Source organism: Roseivirga sp. E12 (assembly GCF_017592825.1).
GTDB lineage: Bacteria > Bacteroidota > Bacteroidia > Cytophagales > Cyclobacteriaceae > Roseivirga.
This window is the reverse complement of sequence record NZ_JAGFMD010000001.1, coordinates 475,966-493,577: the sequence shown is the minus strand read 5'-3', so window position 1 is coordinate 493,577 and position 17,612 is coordinate 475,966. Positions and strand designations below refer to the sequence as shown.

Below are 17,612 nucleotides of genomic sequence, written 5' to 3'. Positions count from 1 at the left end.
TTTCTCCCATTAAACTGCTCGCTTTCCGAACGCTTCTTGTACAGATTTGAACGATTTGATGTTTCTCGTAAATCTTAAATAGCCCTCTAGTCAATTCTAAATACACTTTTCTACTTTGGTAAAGTATTTGTTATACCGAAATAGATGTAATAACAAAAACAATCATTAAATCTATGCGAAGAAGTGATTTAGGTGAATTTGAAGAACTCGTTCTACTCACCGTGGCCGTCCTGACCCCCTCTGCTTATAGCGTAGCAGTAGCCGAGGAACTTGAAAAACAGATGGATAAGATAGTAACCACAGGTGCTGTTCATTCTGCGCTACAGCGCTTGGAAAGGAAGGGCTATTTGGATTCAAGTATGGGAGAAGCCACTAAGGAACGCGGTGGCCGAAGAAAGCGCCTCTTTACCGTCACAACCCTTGGTAGTCGTATGCTTCATTCTGTAAAGTCGATTCGTGACAATCTATGGGGCAAAATTGAGCCTGGCACCCTACCCTCATTAAACCTTAATCATTAATGAGCAATCCTCACTACCACCCTCCAAAGTGGCTAGACAAGCTTATTGAAATGTTGTGTCCTTCAGACCTACATGAAGAAGTTCTTGGAGACTTACATGAACGCTATCATTATATGGCAGTTAAGAAAGGTTCGAAACCTGCCAACTTAAGATATGCTCTGGAAGTCATGATTTATTTAAAGTCGACAGCACTCAGTCGAAGCAAGTCAAAACATTCAAAAACACATTTTGCCATCATGATCAAGCACTATTTCATTACAGCAACCAGAAACATCGTCCGCAACAAAGCTTTTTCATTCATCAACGTGATGGGTTTAGTCTTAGGGATAAGTGCCTTCCTGTTGATTAATCTATGGGTAGATGATGAGAAGTCTGTTGACAATTTCCATGAACACCAGAAGGACTTATACGCGCTTTATTTGACCTCAGAAATTAATGGTGAGGTCTTCGGAGATTATGATATTAAAGAATGGGAGCTCTTTAGTAATAGAGATGTTTGGCTAGCTGAAGAGTTACCCAAAGTAATTCCTGAAATAAAGCACATAGCTACCTATATCACAGGTTATGAGCTTCCATGGGGATACCCTAACACCTTCCAGATTGGAGATGTAAAACATCGACTTGAAGGAGCAATTACTGGAAATGACTTCTTTAAGATGTTCTCTTATCCAATCCTATATGGCGACAAAGAGAACCCTCTAACCAATGCCAAAACACTTGTTATTTCAGAATACATGGCATCCATTTTCTTTGAGAACCCTCAAGACGCTGTGGGCAAAACAATCCGCTATGAGAACACGCTGGATATGAAAATCACTGGTGTTTTTAAGAACACACAAGCCAATAGTTCCCTTCAGTTCGATTACCTAATCAGTTGGGAAGATGCCGAACGCCTGCCTATTGTCATGTCCGATAACAAAGCCCCTACATTCATACAATTGCATGAAAATGCTGACCCTAAATTAGTTGAGCAAAAGCTTCGAGCATTCGATGACTCTCGTAACAATCCCGCTTACGAAAACTTAGAATTAGGATTACAGCCTTATGGAGACCAATACCTTGTCTCTAAATTCGAAAATGGAAAGCCCACAACGGGTCGAATCGAGTATGTAAGAATCTTTAGTGGTGTTGCCATATTCGTCCTCATCATAGCCTGTATTAATTTCACCAACCTAGCCACTAGCCGTTCACTCAAAAGGGCAAAGGAAGTCGGTGTACGAAAGGTGATTGGTTCCTCTAAAAAATATCTCATCTGGCAGTTTCTGGGCGAATCCGTAATGTTGACCACCATTGCCATGATAATCTCACTTGTTTTGGTCAGTGTAGCCTTACCCGCCTTTAACAACTTTACAGGGAAAGAAATGCTTTTGCCTATAGGCGACCTAACATATGGTTTATACTTGATCGGAATTATTGTCTTAACAGGTTTTTTATCAGGTGCCTATCCAGCAATCTTCTTATCCTCATTGCAGCCCGCCAAAGTATTGAAAGGCCTCGCAAGGTTCACTAAGTCGGCAAAATTTTTCAGAAAAGGTTTGGCGATATTTCAATTCAGCTTGTCTATCCTGCTCCTGATTGCAACTTTGGTCGTTTCGCGCCAGACTGACTACATACAAAACACGAATTTGGGTTATGAAAAAGAAAACGTGATCTATGTTCGCGTTGAAGGTGATTTGGTAAGTAAGTACCACCTGTTTAAGGAACGCCTTTCGACTAAACCAGGCATAGCAATGGTAGACCGGAGCAGCGAAGCGCCACATGATATGGCTTTTGAGATTGCCGGACCCTTTGCCTGGGAAGGAATGGAAGAAGGACGTCAAATGAGCTTCAAGCCAACTTCAGTTGGCTTTGACTTCCTTGAAATGATGGGCCTAGAGATTGTGGACGGCAGAGGCTTCGATAAGACAATACCTACTGACACCGCTGCTTTTATGATCAATGAAACAGCCCTAAGATTGATGAACCTTGACGAACCATTAGGTAAGAGAATTTCTGCCTGGTCAAAGCAAGGACGGATTATTGGTGTGTTAAAAGACTACCATACCCATTCACTTCATGAGCCCATCAAACCCCTGATTGTAGATGTCAAAGAAGATTTAAACTTTGGAATCATTATGGTAAAAACCCTTCCCGGTCAAACGGAAACTGCCTTGAAAAGCCTGGAAGAAGTCTCGTCCATTATTAACCCCAACTACCCTCTCGATTATCAATTCATGGACTTAGAGTATGCCGAACTATACAAAAATGAAAAAGTCGTCAGCAGTCTTTCCAACATATTTGCCATTCTAGCAATTATGATTTCATGTCTTGGGCTTCTAGGCTTAGCCATGTTTTCGACTGAACAGCGGATTAAAGAAATTGGAATTAGAAAAGTGTTAGGTGCCTCAATCTCAAGCATAATCAGATTATTCTCGAAGGATTTTCTACAATTAGTAGCCCTCTCGTTTATCATTGCAGCACCTATAGCGGCTTATCTTATGAAGGACTGGCTACAAGGTTTTGCTTATAAGATAAGCCTGTCATGGTGGATTTTCGCCCTTACAGGAATAATGGCTTTAGGAATAGCTTTCTTAACTGTGGCCTATCAAACTTTCACAGCGGCCAAGTCCAACCCAATCAAAAACCTTCGGACAGAATAAGTCTGTTATTCAAATCCGTTTTTATCAAACACTTGGGCAAACCATAAGGCAGAAGCTTTTGGTGTTCGTTCAAGTGTTTGATAGTCCACATAGTTAATGCCGAATCGCGATCCGTAGCCATGGGCCCATTCAAAGTTATCGAACATGCTCCAGGCAAAATAGCCTTTCAGGTCAACGCCACTTTCAATGGCTTCATGACAACCCGTCAAGTATCCTTTATAATATGAGAGTCGCGTTGATGAATCATCAACAGCGCCATCAATCATTTCATCATCGCAGGCAAAACCATTCTCTGTAATATAGATTGGTGGCTTATCATAGCGAGCGTTGATCCACTGAAGCAAGTTTCTACAGCCCCATGGCACAACCGCCCAATCCATCGCAGTGAGTGTCCAATCAGGATCAAGCGTGAGACTTACTCCCTGGTCTTCAGAAATTCCTCCATTACCCTTAATGTCATTCTGTGAACTGGATACATCATTAGCGGCATACATTGTTGTGTAATGATTCAGCCCAAAGAAATCGGATGAGTCCTTTAGCATTTCAGACTCTTCTTTAGTGAATTTTGGAAGCCTATCTCCTAGTCTTTCCTTCATTACCTGTGGATAGTCTCCAAAATAGACTGGATCCGCAAACCAAGCTAAAAAGAACTGTAAGGCGCGCTCAGCGGCCTCTTTATCTTCTTGGCTATCTGTCAGTGGCTCTCTCCAATCGCAGTTGTTGGTAATCCCAATTACTCCTTCTTGTGAAGCATACTTACTGCGATATAGATCAACAGCTTTTGCATGTGATACGAGAATGTGATGTGCAGCCAGATACGGCTCACTATTAGACTTTCTGCCCGGTGCAAAGCTACCGTGCCCATATCCCAGTACCGAAATCACCCAAGGTTCATTGAATGTGATCCAGTTTTTTACACGATCGCCAAAGCGTTCGAAACAGAGGTCAGCATATTCTTTAAAGTAATCTGTCACTTTTGGGTTTAACCAGCCATCTTCTTCTGTTTGAAGAGCCAGAGGCAAATCCCAGTGATAAAGTGTAACCCATGGTTGAATATCATTGGCTAAGAGCTCATCAATCAAGTCAGAATAGAATTGAATTCCTTTCTCATTAACCGCCCCTTTGCCTTCAGGCATAACACGCGCCCAGGCGATTGAGAAACGATAAGCTTTAAAGCCTTGCGATTTCATCAAAGCCACATCTTCCTTGAACCTATGGTAATGGTCAATTCCAATATTACCATTGTCCATATTCTTTACCCTGTTAGGAATGGTACAGAAGGCATCCCATATCGATGGACCTTTGCCATCTTTATCATGTGCACCTTCAATTTGGTAGGATGAGGTTGCTGAACCCCATACAAAGTCTTTAGGAAAATGTTTCATATTCGCGTCTCTGTTACAAACATAAAAGACTATAGAATATCATCAATCTATTGATGTCAGAAAGTATGGGCTGTCGTAATATTGATGTAGTCCTAATCCCTATTAAGAATGGATTACCGGCTATTTAAGCCTTCTATCAAAGTACTCCTCAATGATTTCGACCTGCCGAACATACTTGTCGAAGTCAGGAAAATCAGGAAAAAGAAGAAAATTACGTTCGCGAACCGACTGAACTGATGGGACTATCGCTGCTGCATAGGACTTTGATTCAATCACCTTTCTTATACTATTGGCAAGCTGATCAGGGTACGGCACGTCTGACCAATTCGAAGGCAAGTCTTCCTCCGAAATATTCACTATTGGCGCATCTTCTTTGATTTCAATTACGCGTAAGACCCTGTTTTTCGGAATGAACTGACCTGTATTAGCTAGTGTCTCGAGCTTCGCTAAAGCGATGTTTTCTGAGGTATACACCACCCACATATCTCGCTTACTCCATCGGCCTGAACTATAGAAAGATCCTCTGGGCGGAAAGAAACTGCTAAACTTATACTTGTCGATTTTGTAGACGAGCATTAACCGTAAACGTTTTGCTCAATTCTATCAATTGCATTGAGTACGGATAGGCGACCTGTTTCGGTCTTTAACAATTCAGCTGGTTTTCTGTCTCCTAAAGAAGTAATTCGAGTGTCTAGCCAATCGTAGAAATCATCTTTATCACCTTCAAAGGCTTCAAGGCCCTTTCGGTAAATCTTCATAAGACTAGAAATCTTATCGACCGTATCCATCTCAAGTAAGTCTTCTTCCTTGGCACGATAAAAGGATGATTTGCTCATATCGAGCATCTTGGCAATATCAGTAACAGGTAGATTTGTGATACCAGGAATTGCTGATAAAAATGCCCCTGGAATTTCAACAGGCTCCATACCATCATAATTAACCAATGCATGAAATGCAACGGTCATGCGCTTTCCCTTGATGTTAAAGTGCCTTCCAAAATCAGTACTATCATCACTGATTTGAAACACGCCACTGAAGCGCTGAACATTCTGAAGATCTCCTACCGACTGTCTCATATGAAACTCATTTATTCCCAATTGGGACTCAAATATATAAACGAGTTTCGAGAATAAAAAGTTTAACGGAGTTGAGAATAAAGAGAAAGTCTCTAAATATTACTTCTTAGCCTTCTTTTTCTTTGCGGCTGGTACTTCGACCTTAACGTTTTTCTTACGTGGTCTTCTAACGCCAAATGTACCCATACTGATTTTTCCCTTTTTGGTTTTAATATCTCCTTTACCCATAAATTTTGATTATTCGTGTAATGAAAGATACTAATTGAAGCAGAACAATTCAAGTCATTGATAATCAACCATTAATCAGCCTGCACAAATTCTACGCTGTGAATCATTGGTAGATTATTACTGAGCGTCTCCCAACGTTCACCGCCATTATCTGATAAATAGAGGTTACCGGTCGTAGTTCCAAAGGCCAAAGTCTCTCCTTTTAAGCCTAATGCATGTCTATAGGTAATATCAAATGCCGAACCTTGCGGAAGGCCTTCTCTGAAATGCTGCCATGTTTTACCCCCATCGTCAGTGCGGCTTACGCACAGCGACTGATCGATAGCCACTCTCATAACGTCACTTACACCCGGTACCACCCAGGCCACATCAGGGTTAGTATCATGTGCTGCTATCGCAAATCCGAAGTTGGCAATCCCATCTTTTTCCGTGATATCTGACCAGTTTTTGCCCCCATCTACTGTTCTAAATATGCCGCAGTGATTTTGTTGCCACATTACCTGAGGATTCGCTTTGCACCAATCTACCAAGTGTGGGTCTTGCCCATACTCTGAAGACGGGTCTGGTAAATAATCAGCCCTAAGGCCTTTATTCATTACATGCCAACTGTCTCCTCCATCATTCGATTCGAAAACGCCAGCACAACTAATACCTATATAAAGGTGATCCGAGTCATTTGGATCTACTAAGACTGAATGTAAGCCGGGATGATCTCTTCCCCCACCAAACCATTGTTCTTTACGGCTTGGGTGATCCCACAAGGCCCTAACTAATTCAAATGAGTCTCCATTATCGGTACTCTTGAATAAGCCACCTGGTTCTGTACCCACGTAGACTGTTCCAGGTCTATCAGCACCTCCATTAGAGAATGCCCAAAGCAGTTTTGTAGAAGCAGGAATGCCATCTTTGATCTCCTCACCATCAGGATACTTTGGTGCTTCAAGCTCTTCCCAGTCTTTACCATTTTTGGATCTATGGAGTTTGCAGCCCCAGTGACCATGGTCGAGCAATGCCCACCAAGTACCAGTGACTTCATCTATAGTTGCTATAGTGACGGGAATTCCTATAAACGAGGTATGCTCATACTCCCATTTACCTAAACTAGATTGTTTGTAAGTGATTAGCCCCTTTCTGGTACCAATCAAAAGATGATTCTGAGCCATGATATAGTATGATAAAGATTAAAAAATCTATTGCTTAAAAAGTATACTCAACCATTGACGATCATTGCCCTAAATAAGGGACATTAACCTCCTGACAGGGCCTGCATCACATAAACTTCATCTCTCTCATCCAATTCATCCTTCAACCCCTCTCTATCCTTCACCATCTCATTGCCAATGAAGATATTAACGTGTTTCCGTAAAGTCCCATTCTCATCTACGATGTAATCCTTTAAGCCAGTATACCTCGTTTCAATTTCATTCAAAATCTCGGATACCGTCTTACCACTTACTTCAAGGGGTGACAAATCAGGATAGAATCTCTTGAGATTGCTGGTGAACTTTACTACTGCCATATTATTAATCGAACAAATCCATTGAATTTATAAAATCAAAATTGATGTTTCAAACGATTATTAGTCCGTTGGGTTGTTGCTCGTCAATGCCACTGGTTCGGCTAAATCCATTTTTGATCATTATGCGTGCGTTCGTGAACTACCTCACCGGTGTGCTTTGTCGAGGCTGGCTCAAAAAGCAGAACCCATACCTCTTCATCTGCTCTAGTAAATGGATTGTGTTCAACACCTTTCGGCACAATGATCATATCTCCTGCTTCTAAAACTTCGGTTCTATCGCGAAATTCCATAAACAGTTTGCCTTTAAAAACTTGAAAATATTCGTCTTCATGCTCATGACTGTGCCAAACGAAAGCCCCCTGAAGCTTAGCCAGTTTAACCTGCTGACCATTGAGTTCTCCAATGATATGGGGTTTCCATTGTTCTTGAAATTGCTCAAACTTTTGAAGTATAGTTTTCTTTGAAAGGTCCATAAGGCGAAATTATAAAAACCTGTAAGCAGTTTTCGGATAGAATGATCAAAGGTGTATTAATTCTTGTCACTGGTAAAAATTCAGTCTTGATGATCTTTTTTGCATACAGTACTGGAGTCATTTGACTTTGATCAAGCGCTTCACTATCACTAGAATTATTCATCAAAAGAGATTGACTATTTTAGATCTTCCGTTTTTGCCGAATAAAAACTATTTTCATTGACCGGAAAGTGGCTAACTGATTCACCTCAAGGGCTTTGTCAATTCAGGTTTGATTTCTGGAAGATTTGCCCTTATAATTGCCATTTATTCGGCTGCACTAATTAACCTTAATGGAGAAATTCGTAGATGTACGAAAACTAATTCACGGCAAGAATCCAAAGCTATTGAAATGGCTACCAGGGTTCGTTGTTCGCTATGTCGAGCGGATCATTCACCAAGATGATATTAATGAATTTATGGCAGCACATACTGAGGCAAACTCTTATGAGTTTAGCAAGGCGGTCATGGAGAAATTTAATGTAACGCTGGATATTCACGGACTCGACAACGTACCTCGTCCTCCAGAAGGAATCATCTTTGCTGCCAATCATCCCCTAGGCGGTTTTGATGCACTGGCCATTATCACGTCACTTAAGGAAATCAGGCCCGACATTAAGTTTATTGTCAACGACTTCTTGCTGAGCCTCAACAATCTGAAAGACAGTTTCATAGGTGTAAATAAGGTAGGAAAAAACAAGGCAGAATCCTTACAAAAAGTTGATGAGCAGTTTGGCTCTGACTATGCTACATTTATCTTCCCTGCCGGTCTCGTCAGCAGAAGAACAAAAGGGGTAGTTAAAGACTTAGAATGGAAGAAAACCTTTGTGGTCAAAGCGATAAAATATAAAAAGCCAATAGTTCCAGTGTATATTGAAGGAAAGCTCACCAATCGGTTTTATAGATTGGCCAACCTTAGGAAGGCACTGGGCATCAAAGTAAATATCGAGATGTTCTATTTGGCTGATGAGTTTTACAAGCAACACAATACTAAAATGAAGATTACTATTGGTCAACCTATACCGGCATCGACTTTCGATGAGTCAAAAACCGACAAGGAATGGGCCCAATGGGTAAAAGAAGAAGTATACAAGCTTGCGTAAGCTTAAATAAAATAAATGAAGCAAAGCAAAGACCTTAAGCCTATTATTCCTGCAGTTGAAAGAGAACTGATAGAAGACGAATTGAGAAACGACCGTTTTGTCAGAAACACCAACAAAGGAGGCAATGAGATATACATTGTAAACCATCATAACTCACCACATACGATGCGTGAGATCGGTAGGCTGAGAGAGATTTCTTTTAGAGGTGCGGGAGGCGGCACTGGGCATGAAATTGATATTGACGAGTATGACACAACAGACAGGTGTTATGAGCAATTGATTGTTTGGAGTCCTGAAGACAAAGAAATCATTGGTGGCTATCGCTTTATTACAGGAGACAGGGCTTACAACCCAGAGACGGGAGACTTCGATCTATCTACTGCCCATTACTTCGATTTCTCAGAGCAAATGAAGAAGGAATACCTTCCCTACTCTATTGAATTGGGTCGGTCGTGGGTCCAGCCTAATTACCAGCCTTCGGTCAATCCACGTAAAGGTCTTTTTGCTTTGGCCAATATTTGGGATGGTCTTGGTGCACTGATTGTCAATTACGAAGGAGAAATGAACTACTTCTTCGGAAAAGTAACTATGTACACGTCATATAATAAGGAAGCAAGAGATATTCTCCTTGCTTTTATGGCCAACTACTTCCCGGACAGAGACAAGCTATCAGCACCTAAAGAAGAGCTTCTTTCCAGTTATTCTGATGAGTTGTTCAAAGCCAATTTCGATGCAGATGTCTCATTTGAAGATGGTTTCAAAGTACTGCAAAAGCTTTTGAAAGAAAGAGGTGAATGGATTCCTCCATTGATTAACATCTACATGAACCTCTCTTCAACCATGATGTCTTTTGGCACTGCGTTTAATCCTGATTTTGGTGGTGTTGAGGAAACGGGTCTTATGGTGACTATCCCCGACATTCATCAATCGGTAATAGATCGCCATTGTTCAGGTTATATAAAACCCTAGTCAGGCGTAAAACCGAAGTATTCCATTGTTTGATTAATGATATTCCTTTTTATCTTAGGTCTGTTATACTCAAATTAATTGAATTCGATGGACTTCACCTTAGGTATAGAAGAAGAGTACATGGTCATAGATCCAGAGACGAGAGCACTCGTTTCGCATGACCAGAAAATAGTAACAGAAGCACAGAAGGTTATTGCGGGTCAGGCTACACCAGAAATGCATGAAGCCATGGTCGAAGTTGGTACCAAGGTCTGCACTGATATTAAAGACGCCCGCAGACAGATTACTTTTCTTAGAAAGAGCATCTCTGATATCGCTACTGGACTGGGTTATAAAATTGGAGCTGCAGGCTCACATCCCTTCTCCCATTGGAAAGATCAGCCCATCACGCCAAAGGAGCGCTATCAGATGTTGATCAGGGAACTTCAAGATACCGCCAGAGCCAATCTAATCTTCGGCTTGCATGTGCACGTGGGAATAGAAGATGAAACCATGAGGCTTCATGTGGCCAATTCTATCCGTTATTTTTTGCCACATATCTATGCCCTGTCCACTAACTCACCATTTTGGGAAGGGAGAAATACTGGTTTCAAGTCGTTCAGACCCAAAGTATTTGACAAGTTTCCAAGAACGGGTATTCCCGATTACTTTGAGAGTGTTTCGGAATATAACGACTATGTAAACCTCCTTATCAAGACGGGTTGTATCGATGAGGCGACTAAAATCTGGTGGGACTGTCGTATTCATCCTAAGTTCCCTACGATAGAGATCCGAATTTGTGATATTCCATTGACCATTGACGAAACCATTACCATAGCAGCATTAATTCAAGCGCTTGTAGCCAAGTTGGTGAAGCTTCGTCAAAGCAATATGAACTACATGAGTTATAAACGCTCGCTGATAACGGAAAACAAATGGAGAGCATCCAGGTATGGAATTGACGGCAAGTTGATAGACTTTGGAAGAGAAGCAGAAGTACCAATGCACGAGTTAGTTAGCGAGTTTGTGGATTTTGTGGATGACGTTATTGACGACCTTGACTCAAGAGAAGAAGTTGAGAGCGTGTTTAAAATTCTAAAAAATGGTACAGGTGCCGATCGTCAATTGCAGGTCTTTGAAAAATCCGGAGATGTTAAGGATGTAGTTGACTACATAACAGAGCAAACCGTTTTAGGTATTTAGTGACCCAGACCGCTTTCGGTTTACCTTAAGCATCAGAGCTGTTCCAATTCCCCGCATTATTCCCTACATTGAGTTTGGTCAATTTAACTTATCAACCAAACATCAATCATGAAGAGAATATCCTCAACCCTGACCATTCTGGTCGTACTATGCCTTTTTTCAACTAATGTTTTTGCCCAAGGCACACGCTTATTGCGACAGCCTACAATGAGCGATTCAAATATTGCCTTTACCTATGGAGGTGACATCTGGATTACAGACCTCAATGGTCAAAACCTAAAAAGAATTACCAGTACACCCGCTATTGAAAGCGAGCCTCAATTTTCTCCTGATGGCAACTGGATAGCCTTCTCATCCAATCGCTCAGGCAACACGGCAGTCTATATTGTCTCGAAAGAAGGTGGCACCCCTAAACGTCTCACCTGGCAACCTTCAGCTGCAATAGTTAGAGGTTGGACACCAGATGGTAAGCGTATTCTTTATGCTTCCTCTAGAGAAACGGCTCCTTCTGGTTACAACCGTCTTTGGACGGTTCCAGTAGCAGGTGGGCCATCTACCATGCTAAGTCATCAATGGGGCTTTGACGGATCGTTTTCGGCCAATGCAAGGCAAATGGCTGTGGATAAAATGAGTCGCTGGGATGTAGAGTGGAGAGCTTACAGAGGCGGTCAAAACACTCCTTTAATCATTCTGAACCTAAGAGATCAGAGCGAAACACTCATTCCGAATGAAGAGAGAACCACTGACATCCAACCCTTATGGATTGGCAATAAGGTCTACTTCCTATCTGATCGTGATTGGAATATGAATGTCTGGTCTTATGATGTAAGGTCTAAAGCACTAAACCAGGTCACCAGATTCACCGGAACGGATGTAAAGTCCCTAAATAAAGGAGCGAATGGACAATTAATCATTGAACAGAACGGCTATTTACATACTGTCGATCCGTCCAATGGCAATACCACTCAATTAAACATTAATGTTGTTGGAGACTTCCCATGGGCTGAAACCAAATGGGAAACAGTATCGAATAGAGCCACTGCCGTGGCACTATCTGCCACGGGTAAACGTGTAGTAATGGAAGCTCGAGGAGAGATATTTACTGTGCCGACTGAATTTGGGGATGCCCGTAATATCACCCAAAGTTCTGGAGCTGCTGACAGGAGACCAATTTGGTCGCCAAAGGGCGATAAAATCGCATGGTTTTCTGATATGGATGGAAAAGGTTACAGACTATATCTAGCCGATCAAGATGGACTATCAGAACCTACCAGTTTCAGTATTGGAGAGTCTAAATTAGGATGGGAACCTAAATGGTCTCCAGATGGCAAGCACATCGCCTTTGTGGATGATGATGTCAGAATCCGTGTAATGGACATGGAAAACGGGAACCTTCAAACGATTGGTGTTGGTGGTACAAACTTAGAAAGAGGTCGCTCAGGTCTAGCTTGGGCTCCAGATTCCAAGAAATTGGCTTACACCAAAGCAGGAGAAAATATGTTTAGAAAGGTAATGGTTTGGGACAGTCAGACGAACACCACAAGTCAATTGACCAACGACTTTGCGGATGCTTTTGCTCCATCTTGGGACAATGACAAGAAACACTTCTACTTCTTAGCTAGTACAAATGTGGCTTTGGGCTCGGGATGGGCCAATACCAGTTCAATTACAGCCTCTCCTAGTTATTCACCTTACGTAATCGTTTTACAAGAAGGTGTTGACTCACCCTTCATTCCACGTAGTGACGAAGAAGAAGTAAAAGCAGAAAAGCCTAAAAAAGAAGATAAGAAGGAAGAGAAAGGCAAAGAAGAAAAGAAAGAGGAAGCTAAAGAAGATACTGGAATCAAGATAGACTTCGAGGGCATTGATAGAAGAACAATCGCCCTTCCCCTACCTTCTGGAAACTATACTACCACTGCTCCTGGACCAGCAGGCTCTGCGTTCATAGCTGAGAGAAAACCTGGATCATTTAGCCAGACACTTCACAAATTTACTTTAAAAGACCGCAAAGCGAAGGAGTACTTGACAGGAGTAGGAACATTCACCTTATCAGCAGATGGAAAGAAAATGTTGGCTCGTGTAAATGGGCGTTGGGCAGTGTCTGGAACAGCTGGACCAAGTGGAAAAGGTGGAAAGCCTGTGAGAGTAAGTCTTAAAATGAAATTGGATCGTTCCGAAGAGTGGAATCAAATGTTCGAGGAAGCATGGAGATATGAAAGAGATTATTTCTATGACCCAAATATGCATGGCAGAGACTGGAATGCTGTATACGATCGCTATGCACCATTGATTCCATATGTTAAGCACAGAGCCGACCTCAACTATATCTTTGATATGATGAATGGAGAGCTTTCTGTAGGACATAGCTTTGTTGGCGGAGGTAATTACCCTTCAATTGACCGCTCTACGATGGGTATGCTCGGTGCAGACCTTTCAATCAACAAAAACAGGTGGCGTATCGATCGCATTTACACCACTGAGAGTTGGAACCCAGGTTTGACAAGTCCTTTGGACAGACCGGGTATCAAAGTGACTGAAGGCAATTATTTGGTTGGTGTGAATGGCCAAGAGCTCACTTCGGGTCAAGATCCATTTGAATTACTGGATGGTACTATGGGCGAGCAGACTGTCTTGCATATTAACGACAAGCCTGAATTTGAAGGGGCTTGGAGAGAAGTCGTTGAGCCTATTCGAAGCGAGAATGCCTTACGACAAAGGGCTTGGGTGGAAGACAATAGACGAAGAGTAGATGAGCTATCAAACGGTAGGCTGGGCTACATCTGGGTGCCAAATACTGGCGGACCAGGCTTTGTAAACTTCAACAGATACTTCTTCGCGCAGCAAAATAAGGAAGGTGCTGTTATAGATGAACGCTTTAATGGCGGTGGCCTCCTTGATGATTATATGGTCGACTTAATGACTCGAACTGTTAGAGCAGGACTAACCAATGAAGTCCCTAATGGTCAAGCGATGAGGTTACCAGCTGGAATCTTAGGACCAAAAGTCCTTTTGATCAATGAATTGGCAGGTTCTGGAGGAGACTTCTTCCCATGGGTTTTCCGTCAGCAGCAAGCCGGAGCATTGATTGGTGCAAGAACTTGGGGTGGACTGGTAAAATCCTCGACACACTATCGATTTATTGATGGCGGTTCAATGACCGCTCCTGATAATGCTGTCTTTGACCCTATCAACAATGTGTTTGTGGCAGAAAACGAAGGTGTACCCGCTGATATTGAGGTAAGGCAAGACGCGAGGTCTTTATCCAATGGCGGGGATCCGCAATTAGAGCGAGCCGTACAAGAGGTCTTAAGGCAATTGGGTAATACACCAAAAGCCAAGATCACACCACCACCTTACCCTACGCCAGCCAAGAAAGGGAATTAGAATTGAAGACAATTAAGTACATAATCACATTAATGCTACTACAAAGCATTAATGTGATTGCTCAATCAATTCCCGAAGGCTATAAGCTTTTAGGTGAGGTGAGTGTGAATGACTATCAAGAACCTCGAAATCTCTTTGTCTCTAGGGATGGGAAAATAGCCGCCATTGAGTTTGGAGGCAGAAATAGCACCATCCAAATATTGGATACAAAGAGTTGGGAAGTACTAGGAGAATTTAAAGCAAAAGGCTGGGCATATCTTTATGATTCTTTTGTGGATAAATCAGATAGCAAAGTCCTTTACATAACCGGCAGAGGGAATAAGTTGCATAGGTACAACTATGAAACCAATGAATATGACCTAATAAGTAGAAGGAAAGTTAAGGACCCGGTATACACTGACCCGTTTACTGTAGGGTTTGCATCCACCTCTTATCATGGACAAATCACTATGCACATGCTTCCAGAGCAATTCATAATTACCTGTAATCATCAAACTGCAAAGATTTATGTTTGGGAAAGTTTAGTCGCTGATAAATAATCGGCTGTCATTCTGAGGCACGAAGAATCTTTACCATTAACACTGAATCGGACTTTCCACGTGCAGAAGATCCCTCCTATGTCGGGATGACCAAATGAAAGGGTTATTCTAAAGCGAACTTCGCGTTCGTCATTCTGAGCCTGCCTGGCGGCAGACAGGTGTAACGAAGAATCTTTACCCTTAACGCTGAACCGGACTTTCTATATAGATAGGAACCCTCCTTCGGGATGACTAAACTATTTGATTTAGTACCTCTTAGAAGTTCAGCCAGTAGGTAAGTTTGAATACAAGGGCCCTAGACTTAGAGGAACCAATATTGATAAAACCTTCGTCATTAGTAGCCAAGTAGTTGTCGGTATATACCAGAAAGAAGTCTGATACAGGTGCAAATCGCCACTGAAGTCTTGAATTGATATTCAGGTTCTCGATTTGAGTATTGTACTGCACAAAGGTGGTCCAAAAGAGTTTCTTAGTGAATGTGAAGTCGAACCTCGGTCCTATTAAGAATAGATTGGCATCACTATAAGGGTCAGGCAATCTAATTCTATTATAAGCAAAGTTGATACTTGTAAAGCCGAGTGGTTGATAACGAATATTCAAGCTTCCTTCCAGGTTGATTCGTGTTCCATTGAAATAATCACCAGAACGGGTACTTACTCTAAAATTCACAAGTTTTCGCTGATCAGAATTGTAACTGGCAATAATCAAATTATTATGATACCCGGTGCCACTTGGCAGCGCCAAGCCACCCGACCCACTTGGATCAAAGCCGTTAAATAGAAAGGTATATTGCCTTCTTAAGCGTGCACTAAAACGTGCCGAACTCCTCCAGTTAATATCATAGAGAATATTCATATCCCAGTCCAAAAAGCCAAACTCATCATTCCAGACCATATCAAAATCAAAGCCCGGCCCATGACGCTGAATGCCACCTTTCTCAGGAAAGAATGAATAGCGCACTGTATTCGCTAATTGTTGGACATCTCTCCTCCTGACAAAGCCCACTTCAGGATTGTAGTTAGCACCAACTCTTTGGGTAAAAAGCCTCCAAGACCACTTCGGCACACCATAGTTCACTTCAAGACCCATGGCATAAGCATCATCCGGTTGGATCTCATCAATTGACTGGTGATAAAACACTTTGCCGTTCCATACATTATCGGCAGAAGCATGGTTATAGTCCACACCCACAGTCCTATTCCATTCCGTGTAAAGGTTTGGATCAAATGATCCCGGATCATCAAAAGTCTGCTTATTGACTAGTAAAAAGGAAACATTTGATCGTGCGAATACCTTCTGTTGAAGAGAGAGCACAGAATAATTGTAAGAAGGCAAAGCCGCATCTCCTTCCCTTCCAGCTTGCATCGAAAGGAAGCCTAGTCGTAAGTTATCATTGACCTTACCACTCAGTCTGACTCCAGCCGGTATTGGGTTTTGAATATTCTGTCCTGTAGTCTCATCCCTTGCTACTCCAATTCTTCGAGAGAAAAATGGACGTGTGCCTTGGTTTCCATAGTTCGCAAACAAGTCAGCATTTTCTAAAAAGAACTGCCTTCGTTCGGGAAAGAAGATCTCAAAACGGTCAAGGTTCGTCACTTGCCGATCCACCTCGACCTGTGAGAAATCAGGGTTAACAGTAACGTCAAGGTTTAGACCAGGAGTTACGGCATACTTAAGATCAAAGCCAGCATCAAAATTCGTTTGAGAAGGATTTCCAGACTGAAAGTTCTTGCTTATTCCAGACGCTACATAAGGTATAAATGAGATATTAGAACCGGGCTTTTCAGTCGGTTTATCCCAGTTCATTTTCCTCATGGTTGCAAGGTTAATGATTGAGAAATTTCTTGAAATGGGAGACCATGTAGATCGTTCAGCATACTCACTGTCAACACGATAGAAGTTTACATTCCATTTTGTCTGCCCTTCGGCAAAACGGAGCGTTTTTAAAGGGATGGCCATTTCGGCTACCCAATAACCGTCCTCTTGCCTTGCCTCACCCCTCCATTTATTGTCCCAGTCTAGACTGAATCCACTCCGGCCACTTCCACCATTTGAAATAAGGCCTTCTCTTCTAACGCCAAAAGGGTTAATACCGAAAATGAAGGCATTCGTATTGTCTTGAAATGCATCAATCAGAAAAGAAAAGGAATCATTGGCATCTCCAAAAAAGTCACGTCTAAGAGATGGTGTTATATAGCCCCTGTCACCATCTGGGTTTTGCATGACTCCCAGCACATAGATAAACTGATCGTCATATAGCACCTTTGCAACTGACTGAGCATAAGCCAGCGAAGTGTCCATTGGAAAAAACTGTTGGAAATCATAAGCGGAGTCAGCGTATGACCAGATTTCATCGATCTGACCATCAATAATGATCTTTTCATTAACTCTCTTAATCTCTATATCCTGACCATAGGTGAAAACGCTCACCAGTAAGATGAGCACCCCAAATATCCGCTTCCGCATGCTGCAAAACTAAGTCATCTTTTCTTTCTAAAACCAAGATTTACATCAGTGGAAAGCCTTTCTGGATTCGAAGCCAAAATTGAAAGTATGCG

At 42.1% G+C, this 17,612-nt stretch carries 15 protein-coding genes; 7 read left to right on the top strand and 8 right to left on the bottom strand.

Annotation, left to right across the window (positions count from 1 at the left end):
* Positions 1–173: 173 nt before the first annotated feature.
* On the top strand, positions 174–518 hold the full coding sequence (locus tag J4E76_RS02135) for a PadR family transcriptional regulator (RefSeq protein ID WP_208500908.1): 345 nt from the start codon (positions 174–176) through the stop codon (positions 516–518).
* Entirely contained in the window at positions 518–3,157 is a 2,640-nt protein-coding gene (locus J4E76_RS02130) for an ABC transporter permease (protein ID WP_208500907.1), read from the top strand. Before J4E76_RS02135 ends, J4E76_RS02130 begins: the two co-directional genes overlap by 1 nt.
* Before the next feature lie 5 nt (positions 3,158–3,162).
* Here J4E76_RS02130 and J4E76_RS02125 read toward each other — a convergent pair whose 3' ends face one another.
* The 7 genes from J4E76_RS02125 to J4E76_RS02095 all read right to left on the bottom strand — a co-directional run bounded on the left by J4E76_RS02125 (position 3,163) and on the right by J4E76_RS02095 (position 7,838).
* Positions 3,163–4,542 (bottom strand): GH1 family beta-glucosidase, encoded by a 1,380-nt coding sequence (locus J4E76_RS02125; RefSeq protein WP_208500905.1) that lies wholly within the window; start codon positions 4,540–4,542, stop codon positions 3,163–3,165.
* 120 nt (positions 4,543–4,662) lie between these two features.
* Positions 4,663–5,118 (bottom strand): RES family NAD+ phosphorylase, encoded by a 456-nt coding sequence (locus J4E76_RS02120; RefSeq protein ID WP_208500903.1) that lies wholly within the window; start codon positions 5,116–5,118, stop codon positions 4,663–4,665.
* Positions 5,118–5,618: an antitoxin Xre/MbcA/ParS toxin-binding domain-containing protein gene (locus J4E76_RS02115; protein WP_208500901.1), complete on the bottom strand. Its 501-nt coding sequence runs from the start codon at positions 5,616–5,618 to the stop codon at positions 5,118–5,120. Before J4E76_RS02115 ends, J4E76_RS02120 begins: the two co-directional genes overlap by 1 nt.
* A 99-nt stretch (positions 5,619–5,717) precedes the next feature.
* Positions 5,718–5,846, bottom strand: coding sequence for a 30S ribosomal protein THX (locus J4E76_RS02110; protein WP_208500900.1), 129 nt, complete (start codon positions 5,844–5,846; stop codon positions 5,718–5,720).
* Between the two features lie 71 nt (positions 5,847–5,917).
* Positions 5,918–7,009 (bottom strand): sialidase family protein, encoded by a 1,092-nt coding sequence (locus J4E76_RS02105; protein ID WP_236017259.1) that lies wholly within the window; start codon positions 7,007–7,009, stop codon positions 5,918–5,920.
* Between the two features lie 83 nt (positions 7,010–7,092).
* Positions 7,093–7,365, bottom strand: coding sequence for a MoaD/ThiS family protein (locus tag J4E76_RS02100; protein WP_208500898.1), 273 nt, complete (start codon positions 7,363–7,365; stop codon positions 7,093–7,095).
* A 101-nt stretch (positions 7,366–7,466) separates the two neighbouring features.
* The gene (locus J4E76_RS02095) at positions 7,467–7,838 is read right to left on the bottom strand and encodes a cupin domain-containing protein (protein WP_208500896.1); all 372 of its coding nucleotides are present in this window, start codon (positions 7,836–7,838) and stop codon (positions 7,467–7,469) included.
* Between the two features lie 332 nt (positions 7,839–8,170).
* On the opposite strand from J4E76_RS02095, the gene J4E76_RS02090 reads away from it, so the two are divergent.
* The 5 genes from J4E76_RS02090 (at position 8,171) to J4E76_RS02070 (ending at position 15,054) form a co-directional block, all read left to right on the top strand.
* The gene (locus J4E76_RS02090; protein WP_208500894.1) at positions 8,171–8,980 is read left to right on the top strand and encodes a 1-acyl-sn-glycerol-3-phosphate acyltransferase; all 810 of its coding nucleotides are present in this window, start codon (positions 8,171–8,173) and stop codon (positions 8,978–8,980) included.
* 15 nt (positions 8,981–8,995) lie between these two features.
* Positions 8,996–9,949: a GNAT family N-acetyltransferase gene (locus J4E76_RS02085; protein WP_208500893.1), complete on the top strand. Its 954-nt coding sequence runs from the start codon at positions 8,996–8,998 to the stop codon at positions 9,947–9,949.
* 87 nt (positions 9,950–10,036) lie between these two features.
* Entirely contained in the window at positions 10,037–11,131 is a 1,095-nt protein-coding gene (locus J4E76_RS02080; RefSeq protein WP_208500892.1) for a carboxylate-amine ligase, read from the top strand.
* Positions 11,132–11,239: 108 nt separating this feature from the next.
* Complete coding sequence (locus J4E76_RS02075) at positions 11,240–14,515, top strand: S41 family peptidase (protein ID WP_208500891.1); 3,276 nt, start codon at positions 11,240–11,242, stop codon at positions 14,513–14,515.
* A gap of 32 nt (positions 14,516–14,547) precedes the next feature.
* Entirely contained in the window at positions 14,548–15,054 is a 507-nt protein-coding gene (locus tag J4E76_RS02070; protein ID WP_208500890.1) for a hypothetical protein, read from the top strand.
* Positions 15,055–15,309: 255 nt separating this feature from the next.
* On the opposite strand, the gene J4E76_RS02065 is transcribed toward J4E76_RS02070, so the two are convergent.
* On the bottom strand, positions 15,310–17,520 hold the full coding sequence (locus J4E76_RS02065; RefSeq protein WP_208500889.1) for a DUF5916 domain-containing protein: 2,211 nt from the start codon (positions 17,518–17,520) through the stop codon (positions 15,310–15,312).
* Positions 17,521–17,612 lie beyond the last annotated feature (92 nt).

What these genes read in the sequence shown, in the direction of transcription:
- J4E76_RS02135 (WP_208500908.1), top strand. Translation starts at nt 174, where the DNA reads ATGCGAAGAAGTGATTTAGGTGAATTTGAAGAACTCGTTCTACTCACC.
- J4E76_RS02130 (WP_208500907.1), top strand. Translation starts at nt 518, where the DNA reads ATGAGCAATCCTCACTACCACCCTCCAAAGTGGCTAGACAAGCTTATT.
- J4E76_RS02125 (WP_208500905.1), bottom strand. Translation starts at nt 4,542, where the DNA reads ATGAAACATTTTCCTAAAGACTTTGTATGGGGTTCAGCAACCTCATCC.
- J4E76_RS02120 (WP_208500903.1), bottom strand. Translation starts at nt 5,118, where the DNA reads ATGCTCGTCTACAAAATCGACAAGTATAAGTTTAGCAGTTTCTTTCCG.
- J4E76_RS02115 (WP_208500901.1), bottom strand. Translation starts at nt 5,618, where the DNA reads ATGAGACAGTCGGTAGGAGATCTTCAGAATGTTCAGCGCTTCAGTGGC.
- J4E76_RS02110 (WP_208500900.1), bottom strand. Translation starts at nt 5,846, where the DNA reads ATGGGTAAAGGAGATATTAAAACCAAAAAGGGAAAAATCAGTATGGGT.
- J4E76_RS02105 (WP_236017259.1), bottom strand. Translation starts at nt 7,009, where the DNA reads ATGGCTCAGAATCATCTTTTGATTGGTACCAGAAAGGGGCTAATCACT.
- J4E76_RS02100 (WP_208500898.1), bottom strand. Translation starts at nt 7,365, where the DNA reads ATGGCAGTAGTAAAGTTCACCAGCAATCTCAAGAGATTCTATCCTGAT.
- J4E76_RS02095 (WP_208500896.1), bottom strand. Translation starts at nt 7,838, where the DNA reads ATGGACCTTTCAAAGAAAACTATACTTCAAAAGTTTGAGCAATTTCAA.
- J4E76_RS02090 (WP_208500894.1), top strand. Translation starts at nt 8,171, where the DNA reads ATGGAGAAATTCGTAGATGTACGAAAACTAATTCACGGCAAGAATCCA.
- J4E76_RS02085 (WP_208500893.1), top strand. Translation starts at nt 8,996, where the DNA reads ATGAAGCAAAGCAAAGACCTTAAGCCTATTATTCCTGCAGTTGAAAGA.
- J4E76_RS02080 (WP_208500892.1), top strand. Translation starts at nt 10,037, where the DNA reads ATGGACTTCACCTTAGGTATAGAAGAAGAGTACATGGTCATAGATCCA.
- J4E76_RS02075 (WP_208500891.1), top strand. Translation starts at nt 11,240, where the DNA reads ATGAAGAGAATATCCTCAACCCTGACCATTCTGGTCGTACTATGCCTT.
- J4E76_RS02070 (WP_208500890.1), top strand. Translation starts at nt 14,548, where the DNA reads ATGCTACTACAAAGCATTAATGTGATTGCTCAATCAATTCCCGAAGGC.
- J4E76_RS02065 (WP_208500889.1), bottom strand. Translation starts at nt 17,520, where the DNA reads ATGCGGAAGCGGATATTTGGGGTGCTCATCTTACTGGTGAGCGTTTTC.